The sequence below is a fragment of the Streptomyces fungicidicus genome (genome assembly GCF_003665435.1).
Classification (GTDB): Bacteria; Actinomycetota; Actinomycetes; order Streptomycetales; family Streptomycetaceae; genus Streptomyces; species Streptomyces fungicidicus.
This window is the reverse complement of sequence record NZ_CP023407.1, coordinates 315,001-341,468: the sequence shown is the minus strand read 5'-3', so window position 1 is coordinate 341,468 and position 26,468 is coordinate 315,001. Positions and strand designations below refer to the sequence as shown.

29 protein-coding genes are annotated in these 26,468 nt (G+C 72.9%); 19 read left to right on the top strand and 10 right to left on the bottom strand.

Annotation, left to right across the window (positions count from 1 at the left end):
• Window positions 1-35: 35 nt before the first annotated feature.
• Genes CNQ36_RS01390 through CNQ36_RS01380 form a run of 3 tightly spaced genes read left to right on the top strand, consistent with a single transcriptional unit; the run spans window position 36 to window position 2,922 of the window.
• Entirely contained in the window at window positions 36-1,088 is a 1,053-nt protein-coding gene (locus tag CNQ36_RS01390; protein ID WP_121544588.1) for an ABC transporter substrate-binding protein, read from the top strand.
• Window positions 1,085-2,098 carry a FecCD family ABC transporter permease gene (locus CNQ36_RS01385; RefSeq protein ID WP_121544587.1) on the top strand — a complete coding sequence of 338 codons (1,014 nt, stop codon included), beginning with the start codon at window positions 1,085-1,087 and terminating at the stop codon, window positions 2,096-2,098. The genes CNQ36_RS01390 and CNQ36_RS01385 overlap by 4 nt, the downstream gene beginning before the upstream one ends.
• On the top strand, window positions 2,095-2,922 hold the full coding sequence (locus CNQ36_RS01380; RefSeq protein WP_004936370.1) for an ABC transporter ATP-binding protein: 828 nt from the start codon (window positions 2,095-2,097) through the stop codon (window positions 2,920-2,922). Before CNQ36_RS01385 ends, CNQ36_RS01380 begins: the two co-directional genes overlap by 4 nt.
• 35 nt (window positions 2,923-2,957) lie before the next feature.
• On the opposite strand, the gene CNQ36_RS01375 is transcribed toward CNQ36_RS01380, so the two are convergent.
• From CNQ36_RS01375 to sigJ, 3 genes are all read right to left on the bottom strand, one after another.
• The gene (locus tag CNQ36_RS01375) at window positions 2,958-4,325 is read right to left on the bottom strand and encodes a PP2C family protein-serine/threonine phosphatase (RefSeq protein ID WP_228312893.1); all 1,368 of its coding nucleotides are present in this window, start codon (window positions 4,323-4,325) and stop codon (window positions 2,958-2,960) included.
• A 209-nt stretch (window positions 4,326-4,534) separates the two neighbouring features.
• Complete coding sequence (locus tag CNQ36_RS01370) at window positions 4,535-5,785, bottom strand: MFS transporter (RefSeq protein WP_121544586.1); 1,251 nt, start codon at window positions 5,783-5,785, stop codon at window positions 4,535-4,537.
• Between the two features lie 145 nt (window positions 5,786-5,930).
• Window positions 5,931-6,848: an RNA polymerase sigma factor SigJ gene (gene sigJ, locus CNQ36_RS01365; protein WP_121544585.1), complete on the bottom strand. Its 918-nt coding sequence runs from the start codon at window positions 6,846-6,848 to the stop codon at window positions 5,931-5,933.
• Window positions 6,849-6,946: 98 nt separating this feature from the next.
• Between sigJ and CNQ36_RS01360 the strand changes: the two genes are divergently transcribed.
• A complete protein-coding gene (locus tag CNQ36_RS01360; protein WP_004936382.1) occupies window positions 6,947-7,321 on the top strand; it encodes a hypothetical protein in 375 nt (124 codons plus the stop codon).
• A gap of 29 nt (window positions 7,322-7,350) precedes the next feature.
• On the opposite strand, the gene aztA is transcribed toward CNQ36_RS01360, so the two are convergent.
• A complete protein-coding gene (gene aztA, locus CNQ36_RS01355) occupies window positions 7,351-8,094 on the bottom strand; it encodes a zinc ABC transporter ATP-binding protein AztA (RefSeq protein WP_004936384.1) in 744 nt (247 codons plus the stop codon).
• Window positions 8,095-8,109: 15 nt separating this feature from the next.
• On the opposite strand from aztA, the gene aztB reads away from it, so the two are divergent.
• From aztB to CNQ36_RS01325, 6 genes are all read left to right on the top strand, one after another.
• Window positions 8,110-8,964 (top strand): zinc ABC transporter permease AztB, encoded by an 855-nt coding sequence (gene aztB / locus CNQ36_RS01350; protein ID WP_004936386.1) that lies wholly within the window; start codon window positions 8,110-8,112, stop codon window positions 8,962-8,964.
• 14 nt (window positions 8,965-8,978) lie between these two features.
• Window positions 8,979-10,226 (top strand): hypothetical protein, encoded by a 1,248-nt coding sequence (locus tag CNQ36_RS01345; protein WP_121544584.1) that lies wholly within the window; start codon window positions 8,979-8,981, stop codon window positions 10,224-10,226.
• Window positions 10,223-11,182 (top strand): zinc ABC transporter substrate-binding protein AztC, encoded by a 960-nt coding sequence (gene aztC, locus CNQ36_RS01340; RefSeq protein WP_121544583.1) that lies wholly within the window; start codon window positions 10,223-10,225, stop codon window positions 11,180-11,182. The genes CNQ36_RS01345 and aztC overlap by 4 nt, the downstream gene beginning before the upstream one ends.
• 88 nt (window positions 11,183-11,270) lie before the next feature.
• Window positions 11,271-12,470 carry a zinc metallochaperone AztD gene (gene aztD / locus CNQ36_RS01335; RefSeq protein ID WP_121544582.1) on the top strand — a complete coding sequence of 400 codons (1,200 nt, stop codon included), beginning with the start codon at window positions 11,271-11,273 and terminating at the stop codon, window positions 12,468-12,470.
• 81 nt (window positions 12,471-12,551) lie between these two features.
• Window positions 12,552-13,457, top strand: coding sequence for a hypothetical protein (locus CNQ36_RS35155; RefSeq protein ID WP_228312892.1), 906 nt, complete (start codon window positions 12,552-12,554; stop codon window positions 13,455-13,457).
• A gap of 51 nt (window positions 13,458-13,508) precedes the next feature.
• Window positions 13,509-13,745: a hypothetical protein gene (locus CNQ36_RS01325; protein WP_121544581.1), complete on the top strand. Its 237-nt coding sequence runs from the start codon at window positions 13,509-13,511 to the stop codon at window positions 13,743-13,745.
• Window positions 13,746-13,785: 40 nt separating this feature from the next.
• Here the strand turns inward: CNQ36_RS01325 and CNQ36_RS01320 are convergent, their stop codons facing one another.
• Window positions 13,786-14,319 carry a hypothetical protein gene (locus CNQ36_RS01320; RefSeq protein WP_121544580.1) on the bottom strand — a complete coding sequence of 178 codons (534 nt, stop codon included), beginning with the start codon at window positions 14,317-14,319 and terminating at the stop codon, window positions 13,786-13,788.
• Between the two features lie 156 nt (window positions 14,320-14,475).
• Here CNQ36_RS01320 and CNQ36_RS01315 point away from each other — a divergent pair, with 156 nt between their 5' ends.
• Window positions 14,476-15,315, top strand: coding sequence for an endonuclease/exonuclease/phosphatase family protein (locus tag CNQ36_RS01315; protein ID WP_121544579.1), 840 nt, complete (start codon window positions 14,476-14,478; stop codon window positions 15,313-15,315).
• Window positions 15,316-15,348: 33 nt separating this feature from the next.
• On the opposite strand, the gene CNQ36_RS01310 is transcribed toward CNQ36_RS01315, so the two are convergent.
• Window positions 15,349-15,891, bottom strand: a complete 543-nt coding sequence (locus CNQ36_RS01310) for a GNAT family N-acetyltransferase (protein ID WP_121544578.1) — start codon at window positions 15,889-15,891, stop codon at window positions 15,349-15,351.
• A gap of 143 nt (window positions 15,892-16,034) precedes the next feature.
• Here CNQ36_RS01310 and CNQ36_RS01305 point away from each other — a divergent pair, with 143 nt between their 5' ends.
• The 5 genes from CNQ36_RS01305 (at window position 16,035) to CNQ36_RS01285 (ending at window position 20,637) form a co-directional block, all read left to right on the top strand.
• Window positions 16,035-16,706, top strand: coding sequence for a HEAT repeat domain-containing protein (locus CNQ36_RS01305; RefSeq protein WP_121544577.1), 672 nt, complete (start codon window positions 16,035-16,037; stop codon window positions 16,704-16,706).
• Between the two features lie 3 nt (window positions 16,707-16,709).
• Window positions 16,710-17,714 (top strand): MerR family transcriptional regulator, encoded by a 1,005-nt coding sequence (locus tag CNQ36_RS01300; protein WP_121544576.1) that lies wholly within the window; start codon window positions 16,710-16,712, stop codon window positions 17,712-17,714.
• Window positions 17,715-17,819: 105 nt separating this feature from the next.
• Complete coding sequence (locus tag CNQ36_RS01295) at window positions 17,820-18,686, top strand: nuclease (RefSeq protein ID WP_121544575.1); 867 nt, start codon at window positions 17,820-17,822, stop codon at window positions 18,684-18,686.
• A 200-nt stretch (window positions 18,687-18,886) separates the two neighbouring features.
• Complete coding sequence (locus tag CNQ36_RS01290; RefSeq protein WP_121544574.1) at window positions 18,887-19,927, top strand: NAD(P)-dependent alcohol dehydrogenase; 1,041 nt, start codon at window positions 18,887-18,889, stop codon at window positions 19,925-19,927.
• 131 nt (window positions 19,928-20,058) lie between these two features.
• On the top strand, window positions 20,059-20,637 hold the full coding sequence (locus CNQ36_RS01285) for a dihydrofolate reductase family protein (protein WP_121544573.1): 579 nt from the start codon (window positions 20,059-20,061) through the stop codon (window positions 20,635-20,637).
• On the opposite strand, the gene CNQ36_RS01280 is transcribed toward CNQ36_RS01285, so the two are convergent.
• Both CNQ36_RS01280 and CNQ36_RS01275 read right to left on the bottom strand, forming a co-directional pair.
• Window positions 20,619-21,329, bottom strand: a complete 711-nt coding sequence (locus tag CNQ36_RS01280; RefSeq protein WP_121544572.1) for a helix-turn-helix domain-containing protein — start codon at window positions 21,327-21,329, stop codon at window positions 20,619-20,621. The genes CNQ36_RS01285 and CNQ36_RS01280 overlap by 19 nt on opposite strands.
• Before the next feature lie 52 nt (window positions 21,330-21,381).
• Window positions 21,382-22,380 carry a winged helix-turn-helix domain-containing protein gene (locus CNQ36_RS01275; protein ID WP_228312891.1) on the bottom strand — a complete coding sequence of 333 codons (999 nt, stop codon included), beginning with the start codon at window positions 22,378-22,380 and terminating at the stop codon, window positions 21,382-21,384.
• 133 nt (window positions 22,381-22,513) lie between these two features.
• Here CNQ36_RS01275 and CNQ36_RS01270 point away from each other — a divergent pair, with 133 nt between their 5' ends.
• A complete protein-coding gene (locus tag CNQ36_RS01270) occupies window positions 22,514-23,470 on the top strand; it encodes an SMP-30/gluconolactonase/LRE family protein (RefSeq protein WP_121544570.1) in 957 nt (318 codons plus the stop codon).
• Window positions 23,471-23,478: 8 nt separating this feature from the next.
• Here the strand turns inward: CNQ36_RS01270 and CNQ36_RS01265 are convergent, their stop codons facing one another.
• Window positions 23,479-24,198 (bottom strand): 2-phosphosulfolactate phosphatase, encoded by a 720-nt coding sequence (locus tag CNQ36_RS01265; protein WP_121544569.1) that lies wholly within the window; start codon window positions 24,196-24,198, stop codon window positions 23,479-23,481.
• A gap of 67 nt (window positions 24,199-24,265) precedes the next feature.
• Between CNQ36_RS01265 and CNQ36_RS01260 the strand changes: the two genes are divergently transcribed.
• On the top strand, window positions 24,266-24,700 hold the full coding sequence (locus CNQ36_RS01260) for a VOC family protein (protein ID WP_004936428.1): 435 nt from the start codon (window positions 24,266-24,268) through the stop codon (window positions 24,698-24,700).
• A gap of 29 nt (window positions 24,701-24,729) precedes the next feature.
• On the opposite strand, the gene CNQ36_RS01255 is transcribed toward CNQ36_RS01260, so the two are convergent.
• Complete coding sequence (locus CNQ36_RS01255; RefSeq protein WP_121544568.1) at window positions 24,730-25,329, bottom strand: NIPSNAP family protein; 600 nt, start codon at window positions 25,327-25,329, stop codon at window positions 24,730-24,732.
• Window positions 25,330-25,385: 56 nt separating this feature from the next.
• Between CNQ36_RS01255 and CNQ36_RS01250 the strand changes: the two genes are divergently transcribed.
• Entirely contained in the window at window positions 25,386-26,315 is a 930-nt protein-coding gene (locus CNQ36_RS01250; RefSeq protein WP_121544567.1) for a helix-turn-helix transcriptional regulator, read from the top strand.
• Window positions 26,316-26,468: the final 153 nt, after the last annotated feature.

Genomic DNA, 26,468 nt, shown 5'->3' with positions numbered 1-26,468 from the left:
GCTCCGCGTTCGAGCCCCGAGTGCAAGGCGTCTCCATGCCCCGTACCCGTACCGCTTCCCGCCGCCGCGTCGCGGCCGCCCTCCTCGCCGCTGCCCTGCCGCTCACCGCGTGCGGCGGCCCCGGTGCCGACGCCGACTCCAACTCGCGCAAGCGGGAAGCTGGTTACCCGCTGACCCTCGACAACTGCGGGCACGAGGTCACCCTGAAGTCGGCGCCCCGGCACGTCGTCTCCCTCAACCAGGGAACCACCGAGATCCTGCTCTCCCTCGGCCTCGCCGACCGCATGGCCGGCACCGCCACCTGGACCGACCCCGTGATGAAGGGCCTGGAGAAGGCCAACGCGTCGGTGCCCCGGCTGGCGGACAACAACCCGTCCTTCGAGAAGGTGCTGGACGCCGGACCCGACTTCGTCACCGCCTCCTTCGTCTCCACCCTCGGCACGGGCGGCGTCGCGAGCCGTGAGCAGTTCGAGAAACTGGGCGTCCCCACGTACGTCTCCCCGTCCGACTGCGCCGCCGGCAAGGACAACGACAGCGGAGGCGACGGCTCGCGCGCCACGGCGCTGACCCTCGAGACCGTCTACGGCGAGATACGCGACCTGGCCCGCACCTTCGGTGTCGAGGAACGCGGCGACGAACTGGTCGCACAGCTGGAACGCCGGGTACGCAAGGCCACCGACGGCCTGGACGCCTCCGGCACCTCCCTCATGTACTGGTTCGCCAACTCCCAGTCGCCCTACCTCGCCGGCTGCTGCGGCGCCCCCGGCGCCATCACCCGCGCCGTCGGCGCGGAGAACGCCTTCGCCGACACCCACGACGAGTGGCCGCAGATCAACTGGGAGACCGTCGCCGACCGCGACCCCGACGTCATCGTCCTCGGCGACCTGACCCGCAAGTCCCAGACCGCCGAGTCCGCCGATGCCAAGATCCGGTTCCTGGAGACCAACCCGGCCACCCGCAACCTCACCGCCGTGCGCGAGAAGCGGTACGTCCGGCTCAGCGGGCAGGCGATGAACCCGTCCCTGCGCACCGTCGAAGGGATCGAACAGGTCGCCGCCGCGCTGCGCGACTTCGGGCTCGCCAAGTGAGCGGCAGGGTCCTGCTGCTCACCGGCGGAGGGCTCGTGGCACTGGCCGTCTCCCTGGCCGTCGCCGTGACCATCGGGCCCGCCGACATCTCCACCGCCGACGTGTGGGCGTCCGTGGCCGGCCACCTCGGCGGCGGCGGGAGCACGCTGCCGCCGCTCAGGGACGGCATCGTGTGGAACCTGCGGATGCCGCGCACCCTGCTGGCCGCCGTGTGCGGAGCGGGGCTCGCGCTGTGCGGCGCGGTCATGCAGTCGCTGCTGCGCAACCCGCTCGCCGACCCCTTCGTCCTCGGTGTGTCCTCCGGAGCCTCAACGGGCGCGGTCGCCGTCGTGGTGCTCGGGGTGGGCGGTGGCACCGTGTCGCTGTCGGCGGGCGCCTTCGCCGGGGCCCTGCTCTCCTTCGCCCTGGTGATGCTGCTCGGTCACAGCCTCGGCGGCGGCATGGACCGGGTGGTGCTGTCCGGTGTCGCCGCCATGCAGCTGTTCTCCGCGCTGACCTCGTTCATCGTGCTGACGTCCGCCGACGCCGAGACCACCAGGGGCGTGCTGTTCTGGCTGCTCGGCTCCCTCACCGGCGCCGACTGGGGCCAGGTGCTGCTGTGCGCGGCGGCCCTCGGCGCCGTCCTGGCCGTCTGCCTCGCCCACGCCACCACACTGGACGCCTTCGCCTTCGGCGAGGAGGCCGCCGCCGGCCTCGGCGTGCACGTCGTCCGAGCCCGCCTGGTGCTGCTGTCCGCCACGGCGCTGCTCACGGCCGTACTGGTCGCCTGCACCGGGGCGATCGGTTTCGTCGGCCTGGTGCTGCCGCACGCCGTCCGCGCGCTCACCGGCTCCGGCCACGCCCGGCTGCTGCCGGTCACCGCGCTGGCCGGAGCCGTGTTCCTGGTGTGGGTCGACACCCTCGCCCGCACCGTCGTCGACCCCCAGGAGGTCCCCGTGGGCGTGGTGACGTCCCTCATCGGCGTCCCGGCCTTCGTCGCCGTGCTGTACCGGGGCCGGAGGAAGACATGACGGACTCCCGCCCGGACGGCGGGCTGCGCGCGGACCGTGTCGCCCGCCGCACCGACGGCCGCCTCATCGTCGACGGCGTCACCCTGTTCCCGCGCACCGGCGAGACCGTCGGCCTGCTCGGCCCCAACGGCTCCGGGAAGTCGACGCTGCTGCGTCTGCTCGCCGGCGTCCTCGCCCCCTCCGCCGGCGTCGTCACGCTCGACGGACGGCCCCTGCCCGAGGTCGGCCGCCGCGCCGCCGCACGCCGTGTCGCCACCGTCGGACAGCACGCCCACACGCAGACCGAACTGACCGTCCGCGACGTCGTCGCCCTCGGCCGTGTCCCGCACCGTCGCCTCTGGGTTCCGGCGTCGGACGCCGACGCCCGCGCCGTCACCGCCGCCCTGGAACGCACCGGCCTGACCGACCGGGCCGCCCAGTCCTGGCACACCCTCTCGGGCGGCGAACGCCAGCGCGCCCAGATCGCCCGCGCCCTCGCCCAGGAACCCCGCGAGCTGCTGCTGGACGAGCCGACCAACCACCTCGACATCCAACACCAGTTGGACCTGCTCGACCTGATCGCCTCGCTGCCCGTCACCACCGTCGTCGCCCTGCACGACCTCAACCTCGCCGCGATGTACTGCGACCGCCTGCTCGTCCTGCGGGAGGGCCGCACCGTCGCGGAGGGCAGCCCGTCGGACGTGCTCACCCCCGCCCTCATCGAGGACGTCTACGGCGTCCGCGCCGAGGTGACGCACGAACGGGACCGTCCGGTGATCCGCTTCCTGCGCCGCGCCCCGAGGCCGGCGTCCCCCGGGGAGGACCGTCCGTCCCCCGTGCCCTGACGCCTTCCCCTGGTACCGGCGGAGCCCCGCCGACCTCAGCGGCTGCGTCCGGCCGTGGCGGCGCCCGGCGGGGGACCGGGGCCGAGAGGGACGCGGAGCGCGAGGACGGCCATGTCGTCGCGGCCGTCGCTGGGGTGTCGGTCGGCCAGTGCCTGCACGAACTCCTGCAGCGGCCGTGAGACGAGGGAGGCGGCGAGACCGGCGAGCGCGGTCAGGTTCTCGTCGAGGGGACGTGCGGGGTGCTCGACGAGTCCGTCGGTGAAGAAGACCAGCACCGAACCCGGCGGCAGCGGGCGCGTGTGATCGGGGCGGTGCTCGCCGGTGCTCACCCCGAGCGGCAGGCCGGGTTCGGCGTACAGGTACTCCGTCTCCGCGCCGGGGCCGATCAGCAGGGGCGGGAAGTGTCCGGCGGTGCTCCAGCGCAGCACCCAGCCGGACTCCCCGGGCTCCACCCGGGCCAGGCAGGCCGTCGTCACCGGGATGTCCGTGGTGGCGTGCAGCGTGTGGTCCAGTTGGGTGAGCACTTCGCTGGGCGGGGTGCGGCGGTCGTAGAACAGCGCGCGGAGCATGCTGCGGGCCTGGGCCATGGCGGCGGCCGCCCGCAGGTCGTGGCCGCCGACGTCACCGATCATGACCCCGACCGAGCCGTCGGGCAGCACGAGGGCGTCGTACCAGTCGCCGCCGAGCCGGTTCGGCTCGGCGGCGGGCCGGTAGACGGTGGCGGCGGTGAAGGGGCTCAGATCGGACAGGGTGGGCAGCAGCAGACGCTGGAAGGTCTCGGCACTGTCGCGGACCTGTGCGAACAGGCGGGCGTTCTCGATCGCGACACCGGCGGCGCCGGCGAGGGCGACGACGATGTCCTCGTCGTGGCGGTCGAAGGGCCGCCCGTCGTGGCGTTCGGACAGATAGAGGTCGCCGTAGATTTCGCCGCGGACGCTGATGGCGATCCCCAGCAGGGTGCGCATGCGCGGGTGGCCGGGCGGAAAGCCGACCGAGGCGGGATGGGAGGCGATGTCGCCGACCCGCAGCGGCCTCGGATCACGGATGAGGTGCCCGAGCACCCCTTCGCCGTGCGGGAAGTCCACCCCGGCCAGCGCCGCGCGCTCGTCCTCGCTCAGGCCCGCCGTGATGAGCTCCCGCAGGTACTCGCCGGACTCGTGCAGCACCCCGAGTGCTCCGTAACGGGCACCCACCAGTTCCATGGCGGTGGTGACGATCCGCCGCAGCACCACCGACAGGTCCAGTTCCCGGCTGATGGCGAGCACCGCGTCGAGCAGGCCCTGCAGCCGGTCCTTGGCATCGGTCAGCGCCCGCAACTGCGCGCCCACCTGCTCCAGCCCGGTGCCCGGGCGCGACGGCGGTCCGGGCGCCCCCGGCTGCCCGGCCCCGCCCCCGCCGTTCACCGCCCACGCCTCTCACGCTGGTACAGCCACTCACCCGAGTGGTTCACCCGGCCTCCCGACACGACCGTGACCGAACAAGCCCACAGCGTGACACGAGCGGAGAGCCGGATCCGCCGATTACTCCGAACGCGGCATGCCACGACCGCGCGCGTCAGCCCTTGTCCGTCGTCACCGGTGCGGGGGAGCGGAGACGGGGGCGGAACGGGCCGTCACGGGAGTTCGGGCTCCCGGACTTCGTGGGCCGGTTCCGGCCGCCGCCCGGGGTGGGGCTGCGCCGGAGCCGCTCGGCGGGTGGCGACCGCGGGCGCGAGGAAGACCGCCACGGCGACGAGGACGAGGACGACGGTCATCGCGGCGCGCAGCCCGTAGTGGTCGCCGAGGAAACCCAGGCCGGGCGGGCCCACGAGGAAGGCGACGTAGCCGATGGTCGCCACCAGGCTGACACGTGCCGCCGCGCGCGGACCGGAGTCGCCGGCCGCGGACAACGCGAGCGGGAAGCCGAGCGAGGCGCCCAGCCCCCAGAAGAACACGGCCGCTCCGGCGAGGACGGGGGCCTCGGCGAAGATGACGACGGCGAGTCCGAGGGCGGCCGAGAGGGCGCTGGCGCGGACCACGGGAGCGCGGCCGAAGCGGTCGATGAAGAAGCCGCCGCCGAAACGGCCGATCGCCATGGCGGCGGCGAAGCCCGCGTACACGGCCGACCCCAGGGCGGCACCCATGCCGTGCCCGTCGACCATGAGCAGCGGCAGCCAGTCGTTGGCGGCCCCCTCGGCCAGAGCCATGGTCAGCACGATGCCGCCGATGAGCAGCAGACGCCGGTCCTTCCACACCGCGGGCCGCTGCCCCTTCTCCGCGTCCGTGACCTGCTCCGAGTCGTCCGGGGCCCCGCCGGCTCCGGCGGGGATGGCGCGGTAGGCGTGGGCGAAGAGGGCGGCCGTCACGAGCGCGACCGCGGCCAGGTGCCACGACACCGGAAGGGCGGCGGCAGTGCAGGCGATGCCCACGCAGGCGCCGATGACCGTGCCGAGACTGAAGAAGCCGTGCAGCGCGGGCAGCACGGTGCGCCGGGTGAGGCGCTCGACCTCCGCACCGTCGACGTTGAGGGCGACTTCGCCGCCGCCCATGCCCGCGCCGAAGAGGAACAGACCGGCCGTGACGGCGGGGGCCGAGGAGGCGGCGGTGCCGGCGCCGGCCAGGAGCATGCTCAGCACGATCAGGGCGGTGCCGGCGCCGATCACGGGCCGGGGGCCGAAGCGGGAGACCAGCGGGCCGGAGCCGAGGATGCCGAGCATGGAGCCGACGGACAGACCGAAGAGGACCAGGCCCATCTCGCCGGTGGAGACACCGAGCCGGTCCCGTACGTCCGGGGTGCGGGTGACCCACGAGGACATCGCCAGGCCGGGTATCAGGAAGAAGACGAAGAGGGCTCTCCGGCGTCGGCGCACCGCGGAATCAGTCATCGGGCAGGGCTCTTTCGGGGCAGTGGTGCTGTCGGACCGGGCCGCGGGACGACGGACGCGATGGCCCCCGGTTCAGTGGGCGGTGGCGGTTCCGTGCATGTCACACGAATGATAACGATCCACGGTGTTCGTCACGCGGCCCCGGTCAGCCCTCCCGCGTCCACGGCCGTAGCTTCTCCGGGTTGCGCACCACCCAGATCCGGCTGACCCGTCCGTCGGAGACGTCGAACGAGGCGACCGTCACGACGACCCCGGACCGCCTGGCCACCAGTCCCGGCACGCCGTTGACCGGCCGCACGAGGATCTCGAGCCCCGGAGCACGGTCGGCGATGGCGACCATGTACTGGGCGATGCGCGCGCCGCCCTCGACCGGGCGCAGGACGGTGCCGACCATGCCGCCCCCGTCGGCGGTCATCACGGCGGCCGGGTCGAGAACCCCGACGAGGGCCACGATGTCCTTGGTCTCCCAGGCCTCCTTGACCCGCCTCACCACGTCGGCCCGGCCTGCGGCCGGCAGCGGAGCCCGCGCGCCGCCCACCCGCCGCCGGGCGGAGGCCGCCAACTGCTTGCAGGCCGCGGGGGTCCGGCCGAGAACGTCGGAGACCTCGGCGAACGGGTACCGGAAGACGTCGTGCAGGACGAACGCCACCCGCTCGGCGGGCGTCATCGAGTCCAGGACGACGAGGAAGGCCATGGACACCGACTCGTCCAGGACGATCTGTTCGGCGGGGTCCGCCGGGCCGGTGGTGCCGGTGCCGCCCGAGCGGCCCGCCACGCTGCGCCCGGGCAGCGGCTCGGGCAGCCACGCGCCGACGTACCGTTCCCGGCGGGCCCGCGCCGAGCCGAGCAGGTCCAGGCAGATGCGGCTGGTCACCGTCGTCAGCCAGGCGCCGGGGGACAGGATCCCCTCCCGCCGGCTCCGCGGCAGGGCGTACCAGCGGGCGTAGGCGTCCTGCACGGCGTCCTCCGCCTCGGTCACCGAGCCGAGCAACCGGTAGGCCACATTGATCAGTTGACGCCGCTCGCCGGCCACCTCGCCGGCGTCCACCCCGACAGTCGCCATGCTTGCGGCCACCCCCCTTACCTTTCGCCGGCCCGTGTCGTCGGACTGTCGAGACCTTATCGATCTACTGCCCGAGCGGCGGACAAGGGGACTGTGACATGGCCACTGAGGTGACGACGACGGCGGGCGCACGCCGGGGCTCCTCGTTCCTGCGGATCGCGATCGCCCTGCAGACCCTGACCATCTTCCTCCAGGCCGTCTCCGCCGGTCTGCTGCTGACCTCCTCCTACGGGGAGACGCTGCACGGCGCCGGCGCCCGCGTGATGTACGGGGCGTCGATGCTGTACGTGCTGGCGGCGGTGCTGGCGTGGAGGCCGGGCGGCGGCTCGCCCCGGCCCGTCCTGCACGCGTCGGGCTTCCTGGCGCTCGCCTCGGCTCAGGTCGTGCTCGGCATCGCGCACGTGCCCTCCGTCCATCTCCCCTTGGGAGTGCTGATGTTCGGCCTGAGCGTGCTGGCCCTGGCCCGGCGCTGACGCCGGCTCGTCCGGCGGCCGGCCTCGCCTCAGGCCGGCCGCCGGATCCGGTCGGGCGCCGCCGGGGTGAGGAGCTGCCCGGGGTGTCCCTGTCCCACGAGACGCCCCTCGTGCAGCAGGAGGCATGTGCCGGCCGAGCGGGCCGCGTCCAGATCGTGAGTGGCGTGCACGACGGTCACGCCGTCGGCCACCAGCTCTGTCAGCAGCGTCGCCATGCGTTCCCTGGCCCCGGGGTCCAGTCCGGTGGCCGGCTCGTCCAGCAGCAGGAGGTCCGACTCCTGGGCGATTCCCTGGGCGATCAGGGCGCGCTGCCGCTGTCCGCCGGACAGTTCGCCCAGCTGACGAGCGGCCAGGTGGGCGATGCCCAGGCGGTCCATGGCCGTGTCCACGAGGGCGCGGTCCCGCCGGGTCAGCCGGCGCCACGGGCCGCGGTCGCCCCAGCGCCCCATCTCCACGGTCTGCCGGACCGTCAGCGGCAGGGCGTCGCCGACCGCGCCGCGCTGCGGGACGAAGGCGGGTGGCCGGCCGCCGTTGCGGCGCAGCTCGCCTGCCGTGGGCTGGATCACACCGGCCAGGACGCCGAGCAGCGTGGACTTCCCGCTGCCGTTCGGGCCCACGAGCGCGGTGATCGTCAACGCCGGTATTTCCGCGTCCAGTTGATGCAGGGCCGGCCGTCCCGAATAGCCCGCGGTCAGTCCCGTCAGGCGGATGTGGAACGGCGCGTCGCCGGAGGCGGCGAGGGGGAGGTGGGGTTTGTTGAACATGATTGTCATTGTAGTGTGCTCCGCATGGAGTGGTTGACAGACCCTTTCGAGGCGACGTTCGTGCAACGGGCGCTGTGGGGCGGAATGTTGGTGTCGGCGATCTGTGCCCTGGCGGGCACCTGGGTGGTGCTGAGGGGGATGGCCTTCCTCGGTGACGCCATGTCCCACGGACTGCTGCCGGGGGTCGCCCTGGCAGCGCTGCTCGGCGGCAACCTCCTGCTGGGGGCGCTGCTGAGCGCGGCGGTCATGGCCGCGGGCGTCACCGCCCTCGGCCGTACGCCGAAGCTGTCCCAGGACACCGGGATCGGCCTGCTCTTCGTGGGGATGCTGTCGCTGGGCGTCATCGTCGTGTCGCGTTCGCAGTCCTTCGCGGTCGAGCTGACCGGAATCCTCTTCGGCGACGTACTGGCCGTGCGCGCACAGGACGTGCTGCTGCTGGGCGGAGCCCTGGTGGCGGCCCTCGTCGTCTCGGTCCTCGGCCATCGCGCCTTCCTGGCCCTGGCGTTCGACGTACGCAAGGCCCGGACACTGGGCCTGCGCCCCCGCCTCGCCCATGGCGTGCTGCTGGGGCTGCTGGCGCTGGCCATCGTGGCGTCGTTCCACATCGTGGGGACGCTGCTGGTGCTGGGGCTGCTCATCGCCCCGCCGGCGGCCGCGTTGCCCTGGGCGCGGAGCGTGCCGGGCGTGATGGCCCTGGCGGCACTGCTCGGCGTGACCGCCACGTTCTGCGGCCTGCTGCTGTCCTGGCATCTGGGCACCGCGGCCGGAGCGACCGTGTCGGCCCTGGCCGTGTGCCTGTTCTTCCTCTCCCGTCTGGCATCCGCCGTCCACCACCGCGACGCACGCCCGTCAGGCGTCCGTCCGGCGGCAACCGACTGAGAAAGACCTGAACGATGTCCCTGTTCGTCCGAAGAAACGTCACCGCCGGGGCGCCGGCCGCCCTGCTGACCCTCACCCTGCTCACCGCCGGCTGCACCGGAGAGGGCGGCAACCCGTCCACCCCGAAGGCGGGTTCCGCGACTCCCACCGCTCCGCACGGCCATGTCGAAGGAGCGCGGGAGGCGGCCGAGCAGCAGTCCCGGCTGCTGCTCAACGACCCCACGACCGGAGACACCCGGGTACTGGACCTCACCACCGGGAAGGCGCACGAGACGTCCCCGAGGGCCGGCGCCGTGGAACTCACCACGGACGGCAGGTTCGGCTACTTCCGCACGGCGGACGGCATACGCGTCCTCGACGGCGGCACCTGGACCGTGGACCACGGCGACCACGTGCACTACTACCGCGCCGGCATACGCGACGTCGGCCGCCTGCCCGCCGACAAGGGTGCGCACGTCCGCGGCGACACCGCCGTGACGGCCGTGACCGGTGAGGACGGCCGCGCCGTCACCTACCGCCGCACCGCATTCGAGAAGCACCGGGTCGGCCCCGCCCGCCCGCTTCCCGGCAAGCACGCCGGGGCGGTGGTGCCGTACGCGGAGCATCTGCTGACCCTCACCGACGACGGGACAGGCACGCCGGAGGTCACGGTCCACACCCGTGACGGCGCGCGCGCCGCGTCCACGGACGCCACCTGCGAGGACCCCAAGGGCGACGCCGTCACCCGACGGGGCGTCGTCCTCGGATGCGCCGACGGCGCCCTGCTGATCAGCGAGGACGACGGACACTTCACCGCCGAGCGGATCCCGTACGCCGGCGACGTGCCCGCGGACGAACGCGCGGTGTCCTTCCGCCACCGCGCGGGCAGCGACACGCTCACGGCGCACGCAGGGGACAGGGCCGTGTGGGTACTGGACGTCACGGAACGCACCTGGACCCGGGTGGAGACCGGCCCCGTGGTCGCCGCCAACACAGCGGGAGAGGGATCCCCGCTGCTCGTCCTGGAGACCGACGGCGCCCTGCACGGTTACGACGTGGCCACCGGCGAGGAGACCGCCCGGACCGAGCGGCTCCTCACCGGGGAACACCGGGCGGGCGCCGGCGGAGACGGACCGGTGGTCGAGAACGACCGCAGCCGCGCCTACGTCAACGCCCCCAAGGACCGGCGCGTGTACGAGATCGACTACAACGACGGTCTGCGCGTCGCCCGCACCTTCGACCTGGACATGGAACCGCGGCTGATGGTGGAGACCGGACGATGACACGGGCCGGACGAACCCTGCTGCGGCTACGCCGCTCGGCGGCGGCCCTGACCGCCCTCCTCTGCGCGGGCACGGCCACCGCCTGCGCGAGCCCCGACGAGCGGCCCCGAGTCGTGGTGACGACCAACATCCTCGGCGACGTCACCCGGGAGATCGTCGGTGCCGAGGCCGACGTCACCGTCCTCATGAAACCCAACGCCGACCCGCACTCCTTCGGACTGTCGGCCGTGCAGGCCGCCGAGATGGAGAACGCCGACCTCGTCGTCTTCAACGGTCTCGGCCTGGAGGAGAACGTACTGCGGCACGTGGAGGCCGCCCGGGAGTCCGGGGTGGCCACCTTCGAGGTCGGCGAGGCGGTGGACCCCCTCACCTTCCGGGCGCCGGACGACGGAGGCCCCGAGCGGGAGAGCGGGCAGCCCGACCCGCACTTCTGGACCGACCCCGACCGCGTCCGCAAGGCCGCCGGCCTGATCGCCGACGAGGTGGTCGAGCAGGTGGGCGGCGTGGACGAGAAGACGGTCCGCCGCAACGCCGCCCGCTACGACCGGCAACTCGCCGCTCTCACCGCCTGGATGGAGAAGTCCTTCGACCGCATACCCGAGGACAAGCGCGCCCTGGTCACCAACCACCACGTCTTCGGCTACCTCGCCGACCGGTTCGGGTTCCGGGTGATCGGCGCGGTCATACCCAGCGGTACCACCCTGGCGTCGCCCAGCTCCTCCGACCTGCGCTCCCTCACCGAAGCCATGCGCGAGGCCGGGGTGCGCACGGTGTTCGCAGACTCCTCCCGGCCCGCACGACTCGCCGACGTCCTGCGCGGTGAACTGGGCGGCCGGGTCGAGGTGATCGAGCTGTACTCGGAGTCGCTCACCGCCGAGGGCGAGGGCGCCGACACCTACCTGCGGATGATGCGCGCCAACACCACCGCCGTGACCGAAGGCCTCACGCCCCGCTGAACCCGGCCACATGCGCCGGCACCGGCACCACAGGTCGCCCCACCCGCCCACCGACGCCGCACACCCGCGGCCGAAAGGAACACACACAGTGAACAAGAAGATACGGAAGAGAGTCGCCCTCGGTGCGTCCGTCGCCCTGACGGTGTCCGCCCTCCTGACCGCCTGCGGGGGAGGGGAAGCCACCTCGTCCGACGCCCGGGCGGCGAAGGAGCCGAGTGCCACCCCCGCCACCCCGGTCGAGGACCCGCTGGTCGCCACCTTCGACGGCGGTCTGTACATCCTGGACGGCGAAAGCCTCGAACTCGCCGGGACCATCGAGCTGCCCGGTTTCAACCGCGTCAATCCCGCCGGAGACGACGACCACGTCATCGTCTCCACCGACAGCGGCTTCCGGGTCCTCGACGCCGCCCGCCGGTCCCTCACCGACATCACCTACGAAGGCGCCAAGCCGGGCCACGTCGTCCGCCACGCCGGCAAGACGGTGCTCTTCACCGACGGCACCGGCGAGGTCAACGTCTTCGACCCGGCCGGCCTGCGCGGCGGCAGGAAGCCCGAAGGCCGCACCTACACCTCGGCCCGGCCGCACCACGGAGTCGCCATCGAACTGAGTGACGGCCGACTGCTCAGCACCCTCGGCACCGAGGAGAAGCGCACCGGCGCGCTCGTCCTGGACGAGAACGGCAAGGAGATCACCCGCAGCGAGAACTGCCCCGGCGTGCACGGCGAAGCCGCCGCCGAGGGCGAGGCCGTCGCCGTCGGCTGCGAGGACGGTGTCCTCCTCTACAGGAACGGCAAGTTCACCAAGGTCGACGCCCCCGACGACTACGGCCGGATCGGCAACCAGGCCGGCAGCGACGCCTCCCCGATTCTCCTCGGGGACTACAAGACCGACCCGGACGCCGAACTGGAACGCCCGACCCGCGTCTCCCTCATCGACACCGCGACGGCGAAGCTGCGCCTGGTCGACCTCGGCACCAGCTACTCCTTCCGCTCACTCGGGCGCGGCCCGCACGGCGAGGCACTCGTCCTCGGCACCGACGGCGTCCTCCACGTCCTCGACCCGGAGACCGGCCGGGTCGAGAAGAAGATCACCGTCGTCGACGCGTGGAAGGAGCCCCTCGACTGGCAGCAGCCACGGCCCGCCCTCTTCGTCCGCGACCACACCGCGTACGTCTCCGAACCGGGCAAGCGCAAGCTGCACGCCGTCGACATCGAGACCGGCCGCCACCTCGCGTCGGTGACCCTGCCGCAGAGCACGAACGAACTCTCGGGCGTCGCCCTCCACTGACCGGCGGCGCAGCCCGCGCGTCGATCCGGACAGCGCCGCAAGATGGAGGGAGGAGCACCGGCGATCCGGGGAGGTGCGGTGATGCACGACGACACCGAGGACGACGAGACCGCCCCCGTGGAGGCCACCGCGGCCCCGGGGGCGGACCCGGACGTCTATCTGGACGTCCCCGTGCTGAAGGTCGACGAGATCGACCTGGACGTGGAGAACCTCCGGGCGCACGTCTCGCTGCAGACGGAGGTGCTGGACCTGCTGCGGCTGAACGTGGGCGCCGACGTCTCCCTCGGCCGGGTCCACCTCGGCATCTCGGGGGTGGAGGCACAGGCCCAGCTCAAGGTGCGTCTCGACAACGTCGCCATGATCATCAACCGGGTGCTCACCACGCTCGATCGCAATCCGGAGCTCCTGCGCGATCTCACGCGGGGTATCGGCTCCGCCGTGCAGGACGTCGGCGGCGGAGCCGGTCAGGCGGTGGGCGAGCTGGGCACGGGCGCCGGACGTGCCGTCGAGGATGTCGGTCAAGGTGCTGGACGTGCCGTCGAGGATGTCGGTCAAGGCGCTGGACGTGCCGTCGAGGATGTCGGCGAAGGTGCTGGACGTGCCGTCGAGGGCGTCGGCCAAGGCGCCGGAGCCGCAGTCGACGAAGTGGGACGCGGCGCCCGCTCGGTGGCGGAGGACGTCGGACAGGGAGCCGGCACGGCCGTCGAGGAGGTGGGCGGTGACGTCGGACGCGTGGTGGAGGACGCCGGGGGCGAAGTGAGCCGGACGGCCTCCGGTGTCGCGGACCAGGAGGTCGCCGACACCACCCGGACCGTGACGGGCACCGCCGGCGCACGGCGTGCGCGCCCAGCGGCGGGGGAGCAGGAGAGCGGGGCAGCCCGCAGCCAGGGCGGCCCCCGCAAACGCCGGGTGCGGACCGAGGACGGGAAACTGCCACCGCGGCCCCCTCGCCGGCGCGCCACCGGGGAACGGGACGAGCCGCCCTGAACGGCGCACGCCCCGGCCCCCGACGGCACCGGCGAGTCGGCGGCGGGCCCGGTGTGGGACATCGCGTTCCGGGCGAGGGTCCACTCCGAGCGCCTGCGCTTCGCGGAGCCGCCCCGCACGGCTGTCCGTTTCCCGGGCGCCGGTGAGCGGGACTCGGTCAGCGACAGCGCTCGCGACCACCTCCCCGAGAAGGTCGTGCCGCACCACGTGTACCGCGACGCGACCGTCGACTACCGGCTGAAGACCCGGCTCACCGGGCACCGGGAGGCCGGTGGAGCGGATGTGTGACCGGTGAGCCCGTCGGGCGGTGCGCCGGGGGCCGTGACCGCTACTTGATCACGGCGTTCGCCCCGATGATCACGAAGCCGATCAGCATGTCGGCGGCCCCGGCCCGGAGGGAGGCCGCCCAGCCGCGCCCCGCGCTCCGCGCCGTCCACACGCCCCAGCAGGCGAGCAGCAGGGTGTTGAGGGCCAGGGCGGTGTTCACCGCCTGGCTCTCCGTCCACCAGGAGGGCATCGCGGTCAGCAGCAGCACGACGGTGGGGGCGGCCGCCACGACGACCGGCCACTCCGCGAGCATGGCGCGCAGTCCGATCCGGGCACCGCCGCCGTCCCCCGACATCCGGTGTGCGACGACATGGGCGTAGCCGTGGGCGGCCGCGGAGGCGAGGGCGGTGAGCAGGACCCACAGCGCGTCCGACCCGGGGTCGGACGCCTCACCGGGCGAGTCGAGCGCGGCCGCCAGCGCGCTGGCCAGGATCAGTCCGTAGACGCCGCTGAACAGCACCGTCTCCGTCGGCCGTTGGGACACCTTCCGTCGCGGGCCGGCCGGCCGGCGGACGGGGTGGGCGCGGTGGTGCATCGCTACAACCTTCGCCGGGAAGGGACGGGTGCCGCCGGCGCCTCGGCCACTTGGGAGGGCCGCACCGCCGACGACAGACAATGTGTTGCCGACAACGCCGTCCTTTAATCTCATCCATGGGGACGTCGGGTGCCCCGTGTGCGACACCAGGGAGGCATGGTGCTCGGAAGGGGCGCGCGGTTGCTCGCGGGTGCCGTGATCGTGGCCTGCATGGTGCTCCTCGGCCCCAGTTCCCCGATCGGCGCCCCCTTCGCCGGATCACTGCCCGTCGACGCCGTGCGGGACGTCGTACCGAACCGGGTCATGACCTGGAACCTCTGCAACCCCTGCGAGGAGAGCGACGTCGACCGGGCGGCGGAGATCGCCCGTCACGCGCCCCAGGTCATCGCCCTGCAGGAAGCGTGCGCACGGGACGTCGAGAGGATCCGGGACCATCTGGAGAGCCTGCACGGGCTCGTCTACCACGTCGAGTACGGGACGGTGCTGCGGAACTGGGGCCGGTGCGGCGGAGCGCCGTGGAAGCCGGGGGCCTTCGGCCAGGCGGTCCTCTCGGCCGCGCCGATGACGGACCGGGTCCTTGTGGAGTATCCGGACGGCGGATCCGAGGACCGCGGCTACATGGCCGTCACCACCGAGGTGGGCGGCCGGTCCGTCCGCGTCTTCAACACCCACCTCGCCGAACGACGTCAGGAGGAGGTCCGGGCGGGACAGGCCGGCGTGCTCGCCGAGGCGGTGGCCCGGCACGATCGCGCGATCGTGCTCGGCGACTTCAACGCCGTGCCCTACGCCCCCGAACTCGCCCGGATGTGGGAACTGGCCGAGGACGCCGACCCCCGCTGCCGCCCCTCGGACGCCGGAACCTGCGAGCCGACCACCGACTGGAACAGCAAGTTCGACTACGTTTTCCTGCGTGGCATCGCCCCGCTCCGGCACCATGTGGAGCCCACCCGCTACTCGGACCACCACCTGCTGCGGACCGACCTGGCTCCGTCGTGAGGGACGGCCCAGGGCCTGGGCGTGCGAGGAGCCTCAGCCCGCCGGGGCCGGCTTCCAGTCCCTGCTGAGCAGTCCGAGCAGCACCTCGTCCAGGAACTCGCCCATCACCCAGGCCGAGGAACGCAGCACGCCCTCGCGGACGAAGCCGTTGCGCTCTGCGGAGCGCAGCATCGCGGTGTTGTCCGACAACGTCTCGATCTGCAGCCGGTGCAGGCCGCGCACGACGAAGCCGTAGCGGCACAGCACCGCGACCACGTCGGTGCCGTAGCCCTTACCGCGCGAGGACGGCAGGAGCCCGAGCCCGATGTGCGCCCCCCGGTTGTGGGTGTCGATGCCCCAGAGCGTCGCGGTGCCGATCAGCGTGCCGCCGTCGAGCTCCACCACGGAGAACGGGACGTGCCCCTGTTCCTTGTCGTCCACCACGAGCCGCGGATCCTTCGAGCCGGGAGTGATCGGCCGCCACGGGCCGCCCTCGGCCCGCGAGGCGTTGACCACGTCGTCGTAGAGCTCGGCCCGCAGGACCGGAATGTCGTCCTCGTGCCGGGCCCTGAGCCCGACCTTGTCGCCTTTCAGCATGCACGCTTCCTACCCGAACGGACGAGGCTCCGACAAGCGAATTGAAGCCGGGGGAAGGCAACCGCCGTGGCCACGTCCAGGGAACGCCGTTTGACCTTGACACAGTGACAAGCCCTTCACTGCCTGCCGAGGAGGTGGTCCCGATGACCATGACGAGCCAGGACACCGAAGCGGCGCGAACGCTCCGGGCGCTGGAGGACGACCGTTCGTCCGTGCGGCTGCGGGCGGCGCTGGCGGCCGGCACCACGCCGGACCCCCGCTTCGTGGACAAACTCATCGACAGAAGCGCGCTGGAGCCCGAGTTCCTCGTCCGCGACATGCTGACCTGGGCACTCACCCGCCACCCGGTGTCACTCACCCTCCCCGGGCTGCTCCACGAGGTCCGCTCGGAGCGGGCGCAGGCGCGGAGCCAGGCGCTGCACACCCTGTCCAAGATCGGGGACCGGCGGGCGTGGCCCGCGCTCACCCGGGCGCTGCTCTCCGACGCCGACGACGAAGTGGCGCGGACCGCCTGGCGGGCCGCGGTCGTGCTGGTGCCGGAAGGCGAGGAGCCCGGCTTGGCCGCGATCCTGGCCGAGCAGCTGGGACGCGGTGAGCGGGAGACGCAACGCAGTCTCAGCCGGGCACTGGCCGCGCTCGGTGACGTGATCCTGCCGGCGCTGCGCGCCGCCGCGGCGGCCCCCGGCGAGCGCGTCCGCGCGCACGCGCTCGCCACCGAGCGGCTGCTGCGCGACCCGGACGCCGACTTCGCGTGCGCGATCGAGGAGGCGAAGCGGGTCGTGGCCCTCGGCGGCACCGGCGATGAGGGACGATAGAAGGTGTTGATCGGTGAGGTGGCGCGGCGTTCCGGGGTCAGTGCCCGCATGCTCAGGCACTACGAGTCGCTGGGACTGGTGCGGCCGTCCGGCCGCACCGGCACCGGCTACCGGGAGTACTCCGGCGAGGACATCCGGCGCATCTTCCACATCGAGAGCCTGCGGACACTGGGGCTGTCGCTGCGGGAGATCGGCCGCGCGCTCGGCGATCCCGGTTTCCAGCCCTCGGCGCTCGTCGCCGACCTCATCCGTCAGACGCGTGAACGCATCGCAGTCGAAACGGAGTTGCTCACACGGCTGTGCCGCATCGACGCCGCGGAACCGGCCGGCTGGGAGGAAGTCCTGCACACCGTCTCCTTCCTGCAGGCACTGGGCTCGAAGAACGCCGACGCACGTCAGCGCGCGGCCCTTGCCCCCGTCGACAGCGTCCCCGCACCCGTGGACGCCCTGGTGGAGGCGGTGTTGAGCGAGACGGAGCCGAACGTCGCCGGGGCGCTGCGATGGGCGCTGGCGCGTTCCGGCGGCGGCGGAACGGCGTTGCTGGCGGAGGGCCTGGACTCACCGGTGGCCGCGGTGCGGCAGCGTGCCGTTCAGGCACTCGCCGAGATGCCCGACGGCGAGGCCTCCGCCCGCCTGCGGGACGCCCTCGCCCATCCCGACGCCGTGGTCCGCGGGTACGCGGCTCTGACGCTCGGGACACGTGGCCTGGCCGATACGGTCCCCACGCTCATCGACATGATCGTGGAGGGAAGGAACGACACCGACGCGGCCGACGCGCTGAGCGTGCTGGCCGGCGACATCGCGACGGCGGAGCGGATCGCGACGGAGGTCGTCGGCCGCCTCGGCCACGAGGACACGGGCGCACCGGCACGCGTACGGCTGACCCAGGCGCTGGCGGACATCCCGGGGCCCACGGCGTCCCGGGCCCTCGTGGAGCTGTCGCACGACGACGACCGTGCCGTCGCGCTGACGGCGGCCTACCTCCGCCAACTGCGCGACGGACGCTGACGGTTCCCACCCGCGCCGGAGACCCCACCGTGCGGGACCACGCTTCGCGGCGCACCATGTGAAGCAGGGGGCCGCACAGCTGGTTCGCATCCCCAAGGAGTCACCATGCCCATGTTGCTGATCAAGGGCGTGTACGGTGTCGTGGGCTCACAGCCGGACGGAGACACGGTCCACTTCACCGCGGACGAGCCCTCGGAGTGGGACCTGGTCGGCGGTGGCCTGGGCCGCGCCGTCGAGCACAACGCGGCGGGTCGCGCGACACTGCGGCTGGACGCGGTCGACGCACTCGAGACACATTACGGCGCCAATCGTGTGCACCAGCCGCTCCCGTTCGCCCACGCCGCGCGCGACGAACTGCTGAGCTGGCTGGGCTTCACCGATGTCCAGCACCGCCCGGACGAGACGGTGACCGGCACCACCCCCGACACGGTGCCGGGGTTCGTACTCACCCGCGGCGCCGATGTCCACGGCCGCTGCATCGCCCTCGCGGGGCGCGGAACGCCCCCGGGTGCCGGCGGCCGTGAGATCGACGTCGACGCGACCGTGCTCAGGACGACGGTCAACCACCACCTGCTCACCACGGGCCTGGCGTACCCGACCTTCTACCGCTCCCTCTTCACCAGCCTGCGGACCGAGATGTCCACCGCGGCGACGGAGGCGCGGGACGCGGGACGGGGACTGTGGCCGAGCGATGTCACCACCACCGGGGCGAAGATCACGGGACTGTCCACGCTGACGGACGACGCAGTGCTTCTCCCCAAGCTGTTCCGCCGGCTGGTGGACTACCTGCAACTCGGCCCCACCGTGCCGCTCGCCTGCTTCCCGGCCTTTCTGGCCGGTGTGGGCGACCGCTTCTCCATCCTGTCCACAGGAGAGCGGTGCGTGGGCCTGCACCATGTCGTGGAGGCCACGAACGGCCAGACCGTGCGGATGACGCATCCCCCCGAGGACCTGCTCTTCGCGGACACCTGACACCGGACATCTGACACCTGACACCGGCCGCGCCGACCCGGAACGGGGCCGGCCGTCCGGAAGGCCCCGGCATCGGCGCGGGCGGCGTCCTCGGCGCGCGCGGTCCGGCGGATGCGGCGACCATGGCGGTACGACGTGCCGTCCGGCGCGGGTGTGCCGCCGGCGCCGAGCCGGGGACGCGGAGGAAGGGACTCACCAGCATGAAGGCGCTCCAGTACCGCCGCATCGGCGCTCCTCCGGAGGTCGTCACCGTGCCCGATCCCGAGCCGGGTCCCGGCCAGGTCCTGCTCAAGGTCACTGCGGCCGGAGTGTGCCACTCGGACATCGCGGTGATGAGCTGGCCGGCCGAGGGCTTCCCCTACGAACTGCCGCTGACCCTGGGGCACGAGGGTGCGGGCACGGTCGAGGCGCTCGGCGCCGGCGTGAGCGGGCTGAACGAGGGCGACGCCGTCGTCGTGTACGGCCCCTGGGGCTGCGGCACCTGCGCCAAGTGCGCGGAGGGGAAGGAGAACTACTGCCTGCGCGCGGCAGAGCTCGGCATCTTCCCGCCGGGGCTCGGCACTCCCGGGGCGATGGCTGAGTACCTGCTCGTCGACGACGCCCGACACCTCGTCCCCATCGACGGTCTCGATCCGGTCGCCACGGTGCCGCTGACGGACGCCGGGCTGACCCCGTACCACGCCGTGAAGCGCGCGCTGCCCCGGCTCGTGCCCGGCTCCACCGCGGTGGTCATCGGCACGGGCGGCCTAGGTCATGTCGCCGTTCAGCTGCTGCGGGCCATGTCCGCGGCCCGCGTGATCGCCCTCGACGTCAGCGAGGAGAAGCTGGCGCTCGCCCGGACCGTCGGCGCGCACGAGACCGTGCTCTCGGACGCGCAGGCGGTCGGCAAGGTGCGGGAGCTGACGGGCGGGACCGGGGCCCAGGCCGTGTTCGACTTCGTCGGCGCGGAGCCGACCGTGCGCACCGCGGGAGCCGTGGCCGCGGTCGAGGGCGAGATCAGCATCGTGGGCATCGGCGGAGGCTCCCTGCCCGTCGGCTTCGGCGCACTGCCCTTCGAGGTGTCCGTCAACGCCCCCTACTGGGGATCACGAGGCGAACTGATCGAGGTCATCGGCCTCGCCAGGACCGGCGCCGTCGCCGTGCACACCGAGACCTACTCCCTCGACGAGGCGCCCCTCGCCTACGAACGCCTGCACGCCGGCCAGGTGAACGGCCGGGCCGTCGTCGTCCCCCACGGGTGACAACACACTCTTCGCCTCGTTCGCCGGCGCCGTCGCGAGTGCCGGCGGCTGTCGTTTCCGTCCAAGACGGGTGGCCCGGCCGCGTTCTAGCGTGGACCCGGCAACGTGCCCCAGAACGAGGAGACAGCAGCATGCGGAAGCTGGTCTACACCGGATTCATGTCGCTCGACGGCGTCGTGGACTCGCCCGGCGGCGGGCCGGGGGAGGGACACCGCAGTGGCGGCTGGGTGGTCAAGGACCTCGAATTCGAGCCGGAAGCCTGGTCGTTGAAGGGTGAGGAGCTCACCGACACGACTGCGCTGATGTTCGGCCGCCGCAGCTACGAGGCGTTCGCACCGGTATGGCCCGGCTCACAGGACCACGCCGACTACAAGGAGTTGCCCAAGTACGTGGTGTCGAGCACCCTGTCCGACGACGCCCTCGTCGACGACTGGGGTCCGACGACGGTCCTGCGCTCGACCGAGGACGTCGCCGCGCTCAAGGAGGGCGAGGGCGGCGCGATCTTCATCCACGGGAGCGCCGAGCTCGCCCGGCGACTGTCCGACGCGGGCCTGATCGACCAGTACAACCTGCTCGTCTTCCCCGTGCTGCTCGGCGCCGGGAAGAGCCTGTTCGGGCGGGCCGACCGGGACAAGCGGATGCTGAGCCTGCGGGAGTCGGAGAGCTACTCGAACGGGATCGTGAAGCTGGTCTACGACGTCAGGCGCTGATCCACGTCGAGGGCGATCGCGCCGCCGGAACCCTCGCGCAACTGCCCGGCGGTACGGCCGACGTAAACGCGCAGTGCCCTCGCCAGGTGCGGCTCGTCGAAGTAGTCGAGCCCGGCGACGACTTCGGCGGCGGGGGAGCCGGCCGCCAGCAGCCGCGCGGCGGTGCGGGCCCGCTCGATCTGCCTGACGGCGCCCCGCGTCAGCCCCGTCGCTGCCCGGAACCGGCGTTCGACCGTGCGCGCCGAGACGTCCGGTCGGTGGCCTCGCAGCACCTCGGAGACGAGTGGATCACGGACCACGGTCCCGGCCCGCACGAGATGGTCGACCAGGGCCTCGGCGTCGTCGGGGCCGGGCGTCCGCCGGCGCACGCCGTCCAGTCGGAACGTCCGGGGCGTGGTGTCGGGGAGCTGGATGCCGCCGTCGACCAGCACCGGTGAGGGCAGGGCCCGCAACGAGGTGCCCACGGCGAACTCGATGCCGGTGAACGTCGCGCCCTCCGGCACCGGCGCCGTGCCGGCCCGGGTCCCGGGCCCGGTGACGCCCGCGTGCGCCGTGCCGTCCTGCTCCCAGAACACCAGGCCCAGACACGCCCCGGCCACCGACGTCATCGCCGTGACCTGCTCACTCGTACACGTCCACACGGTGTCGACCCACGGCGAGTCGGACCCGCGCGTCTCGAACCGCAGTCCCACGGGCGCAGGATACGCCGGGTCGGCCGGCCGCGCCGTGGTGATGGCCCGGACCCTACGTTCTCCCGTCCAGCAGGGCCCGGCCGAGAGGGCGCAGGGTGTGGAGGACCGCCGTGCCGGTTCGCTCCGTGGAGATCAGCCCCGCGTCGCGCAGGACGCCGGCGTGCTGGCTGGCGCCGGCCAGTGAGATGCCGGTCCGTTCGGCGAGGGCCGTGGTGGTGGCAGGTGTCCGCAGCGCCTCCAGGACGGCGGCCCTGGTGCGGCCGAGCAGCGGAGCGAGTGCCCCGGCGGACACCTCCGTGGTGCCGGCTCCTTCGTGCAGGGGGTACACGAGCACCGTCGGCTCCTCCGGGTGGTATCCCAGGAACGGCCTGGTGGCGAAGAAGGAAGGCACGAGCAGCAGGCCGCGTCCGCACAACGGCACGTCGAAGGTCGAAGGCGAGGGCAGGTGGAGGGTCGGGGGCTGCCAGCGCCACGACGGGGCGAGCGTGGTGAGCAGCGCGTCGACTCCGCCGCGCAGCAGCATCTCGGCCCGCAGCGCGCGGTCCGCCGTCGCGGCGGCCGTGACGTGGTGCCAGCAGGAGGCGATCGACGCGTCGTGGTAGCGGCGCAGGTCCCGCACCAGCATGTCGCGGCCCTGCGGGCTGCCCTCGGCGAGTTCGCGAAGCCGTCCGTCGGCGCCGGGGAGCCGGCCGTTGCGGCCCCGCACTGCCTCCGGAGGTTCGAGGAGTCGTGCCAGATCCTGGTGCAGACGCGCGGTGGGCAGGGAGTGGGCCGACTCGACCGCCTCGCCGAAGGAGGAGGCGGTCGGCTGGAGCAGGAAGTCGGGGAGGTAGTCGTCCCGGCGGACCAGCTCCGCCAGGACGCCCGCCCGGCCGACGGGTGTGCCGTCCATCGCGTGCCGCCATCGCGTCACCGGGGCGCGGCGGCCCTGGTGCACGGCCGGCCCGCCCAGCAGCAGGCGCACGCTGAGCGCCGTTTCGAACAGGGCGTCGGGACGCGGCGCGAGCGTGATGCGGCGCACGTCGGCGGGCGAGAAATGCAGACGGATCACGGCCACCGATTATCGGCAACCGCGAGCCTTTCAGCCAGGGTTGAAAGGCCGCGCGTTGCTCGCCCCCCACGGGTGAGCCTGGGGACCCGGTCGACGAAGCCTTGCGTCCAAGGCTGCCCCTGGAGGTCCGTCCATGCGCGTGACGACACGTCTGTTCTGTCTGGGAGCCTCCGTGCTCCTCGCGGTCGCCGGCCAGACCGGCGCCGCCGGCGCCCGTGGCCTGCCCGACACCTATGTCGTCTCCCGGGCTCCGGGGGTACTGCCCGAGGGCATCGCCGTGGCGCGTGACGGCACGGTGTACGTGTCGTCCGACGGCACCGGCCGGCTGTTCCGCGGCCACGTGGGCGACCCGGAACTGCGTCCGTTCGCCGCCCGGGGGATCGACGACCGCACCAGCACGCTCGGCGTGCACACCGACCGGCGCGGCCGCGTCTACTCCGTCGGCGGCGCGAGCCTCACGGTGCACGACGAGCGAGGGCGGCTGCTGGCCCGGCGTACCGCCGAGGACGGCCCCCTCGGCACCGCGGATCTCAACGACCTCGTGATCACCAGGGACGCCGTCTACGTCACCGACTGGGCCAACCCCGTCGTCCACCGGGCCGAGCTGCGGCACGGCCGGCTGGGCCCGCTGCGGCCCTGGCTCGACATCCGCGGCGCCAACCCCCGGTTCCCCGCGCGGTACTGGCTGCTCAACGGCATCGTGGCCGACCGCGAGGGCGGCACGCTGCTGGTGGCGTCCAACGGCACGGAGGCACTGTGGCGGGTGGACACCTCCTCGCGCGAGGTGGAACAAGTGCGCCTGGGCGAAGAGTCGTTCGGCGCCGACGGCATGGTGCTGCGCGGCCGGACCCTGTACGCGGTGATCAACTACGGTGCGCCGAGCGGAGTGTACGTCGCCGAGCTGAGCCAGGACCTGCGTACCGGCGCGGTGCGGCACCGGATCACCGGCGAGCCGTTCGACCTGCCCACCACGCTCGCCCGGCACGGCTGTCGGCTGTACGTCGTCAACAGCCAGCTCGACGATCCGCCCGGTGAGCCCCCGTACACGGTGTCGGCGATCGCCGATCCCAGCTGCCCGCGGACCGCTTGAACGGGACCTCAGCCCCCCGTCGGGTCCTGCGAAGGCTCGTCGGACGGTGAAGGCACGGCGTGTGGACGGAGCACCATGAGTGAGTCCTCCACCGTCGCCACCATGGCGAAGGGGAACCTGTCCAGCTCGAGACAGAGCGCCGCGTCGTCGGGATGGGCTCCTCGACGCACGCCCCGCGCCAACTCGCCCGCGGCACGCGACCGGCCGGCGCGGCGGAGGAACTCTGCCGCGCCGGCCGTCCCCTCCCCGCTTGCCCGGAGAGCGATGTACTGAGCACACGCCAGGTCTTCTTCGGCACGTCCGTCCTCACCGGTGACCACGAACGTGACACCGTCGCCCTCGTGTGTCCGGAGCATCCGAGCCGTCGCCTCCGCCACCACGAAGCCGGCGCAGAGCACCAGCGACGCGTCCTTGACCGCCAGGGCACCGACGGTCCCCGCCGTGGTCTTCTGCACCACGGTCCGCCCGCCGAGGTCGATGCGGCGCAGCAGACCCGGCGAGTTGACCATGTCGAAGCCCGGCGCGGGCGGACCGTCCTTGAGCGTGACCCAATGTGGGTGGCGGGCCTTGAGCGCCAGGGCCTCGTCCAACGACCCGGCGAGAACGATCCTTTCCGCCCCCTGGCCGAAGGCCCACGCCGCCACCGTGAACGCGCGCATGACGTCGACCACGACCGCCGCGGACGGGACGTCGACCAGCTGGGCGATGCCCAGGAAACGAGCCTCCATACGGTCATCCTCGCGCATGCCCGACCCGAACGGCAGTCAGGGCGAAGCCCGCTGTTACGGTGGGCCGATGGCATCGGTCAAGCAGTTCCAGGTCACCTTCGACTGTGCGGATCCCGAGCGGGTCGCCCGCTTCTGGTGCGAGGTGCTGGGGTATGCCGTACCCCCGGCGCCGGAGGGTTTCGCCACCTGGGAGGAGTTCAACCGCTCGCTGCCGCCCGAGGACCGCGGTTCGTGGTTCGCCTGCGCCGATCCGGCAGGAGTGGGTCCGCGCCTGTTCTTCCAGCGGGTGCCCGAAGGCAAGGTCGCCAAGAACCGGGTGCATCTCGACGTGCGGGCCGGCACCGGCCTCGTGGGTGAGGAGCGTCTGGCCACGCTGGAGGCCGAGTGCGCACGGCTGGTGGCGCTCGGCGCGGTACGCGTGCGGCTCCTGCCTGCGGACGACGACAACGAGTCGTGCATCGTGATGCAGGACATCGAGGGCAACGAGTTCTGCCTCGACTGAGCCGGCCACTCCTTGCGCCCGGCCCGCTGTCAGCCGCCGGTCGTCACAGGCTCCAGCCGCAGCCTCTGGACCGGCCAGGGAGGCGCCCCGGCAGGCCCGAACCAGACCCGGACGTCGACCCCGGTGCGCACGGGCAGACGGGGATAGTCGTTCACGGCGTGCTCGGTGCGGTGCAGCGCGTGGCGCGGGCCCAGGTGCACCGCGGCGTACGCGTCGAAGGCAGCCGCGTCCGGCGGCCGGCAGACCGTCGCGACGACCTCGCCGGTGCCCGGCTCGGGCACGAAGCCCGGACCGCGCAACAGCAGCACGTCGTCGCTGTCGACCATGGTGGCGTTCGCCGCGTCGCGGTGCCTCCGCCATACCGCGCCGGTGTAGAACGCCTCCAGCGCGCGCCGGCGGTGCGCCATGTCCGGGAACCGGCGCAGCCAGACGAAGCGGTCCGGGTCGTCGAGGTCGCGGAACCGGCCGCCGACGGCGATCCCGGCCGCCCGCTGACCGGTTACGAACTCCCGTTCGAACAGCTCGATCAGCGTCTCCCGGGCACCGGGACGCAGGGTGTACTGCCGCAGTTCGACGATGCTCGAACCTTGGCCGTCCGGGTCCGGGTGAGGCACGTGGATGTCGTTCATGCGCCGCAGGCTAGGCGGACTCCACTGACATCCACTGTCAGTGAATACTGTGCGGCATGCGTGCGAGCCGACTGGTCACCCTGCTCCTCCTGCTCCAGGACCGGGGCCGGATGACGGCACGGCAGCTGGCCGAGGAACTCGAGGTCTCGGTCCGCACGGTCTACCGGGACGTCGAGGCGCTCGGTGCCGCCGGCATCCCGCTCTACGGCGACGCCGGACACGCGGGCGGCTACCGACTGGTCGACGGCTACCGGACCCGCCTCACCGGACTGACCGCGGACGAGGCGCGGGCCGCGTTCCTCGCCGCGCTCCCCGGGCCCGCCACCGAGCTGGGCCTCGGCGACGCCCTCGCCACCGCCCGGCTCAAACTGCGGGCCGCCCTGTCCACGGAGCCGCGGGAGCACGCCGGGCGGATCCAGGAACGCTTCCTGTTCGACGCCCCCGGCTGGTACGGGGCCACCGGTCAGACACCTCACCTGCCCTCGGTGGCCGACGCGGTGTGGACACGGCGGGCGGTGCACCTGCGGTACCGGCGCTGGCGGGCACCGGAGGAGATCGAGCGCCGGGTCGAGCCGTACGGGCTCGTACTCAAGGCCGGCCGCTGGTACCTGGTCGCGAACGGACCGCACGGGATTCGCACCTACCGCGTCGACCAGATCCTCGAACTCCAGTCCCTGGAGGATCGGTTCACCGTCCCGGACGACTTCGACCTCGCCGCGCACTGGAAGGGCCACCTGGAGGACTTTCGGGCCCGGCTGCACACCGGCGAAGCTCTGGTACGGCTCACTCCGGAGGGTGCCCGCCGTATCGGCGTGACACCCGAGGGCGAGGGGTGGACGGAGACCCGGGTGCCCATCGAATCGATCGATCACGCCCACGGAGAGTTCCTCCGGCTGGGCGCCGACGTCGAGGTCATGGCACCGGCCGAACTCCGCGACCGCATCGCCGCGACGACACGGACCCTGGCCACCCGCTACGGAGTCTGAACACACGGCACCGCTATGGCCGGAACACATACCCGCAGGCCACAGGTGTGGGCACGGGTGACACCGCATTCGCCCGCGCGGTGGGTGAGCCCGGGCGGGCGCCCACCGGTCGGCCCTGGTCACGAGCCACACTCCGACCCATCGGAAGGTAGG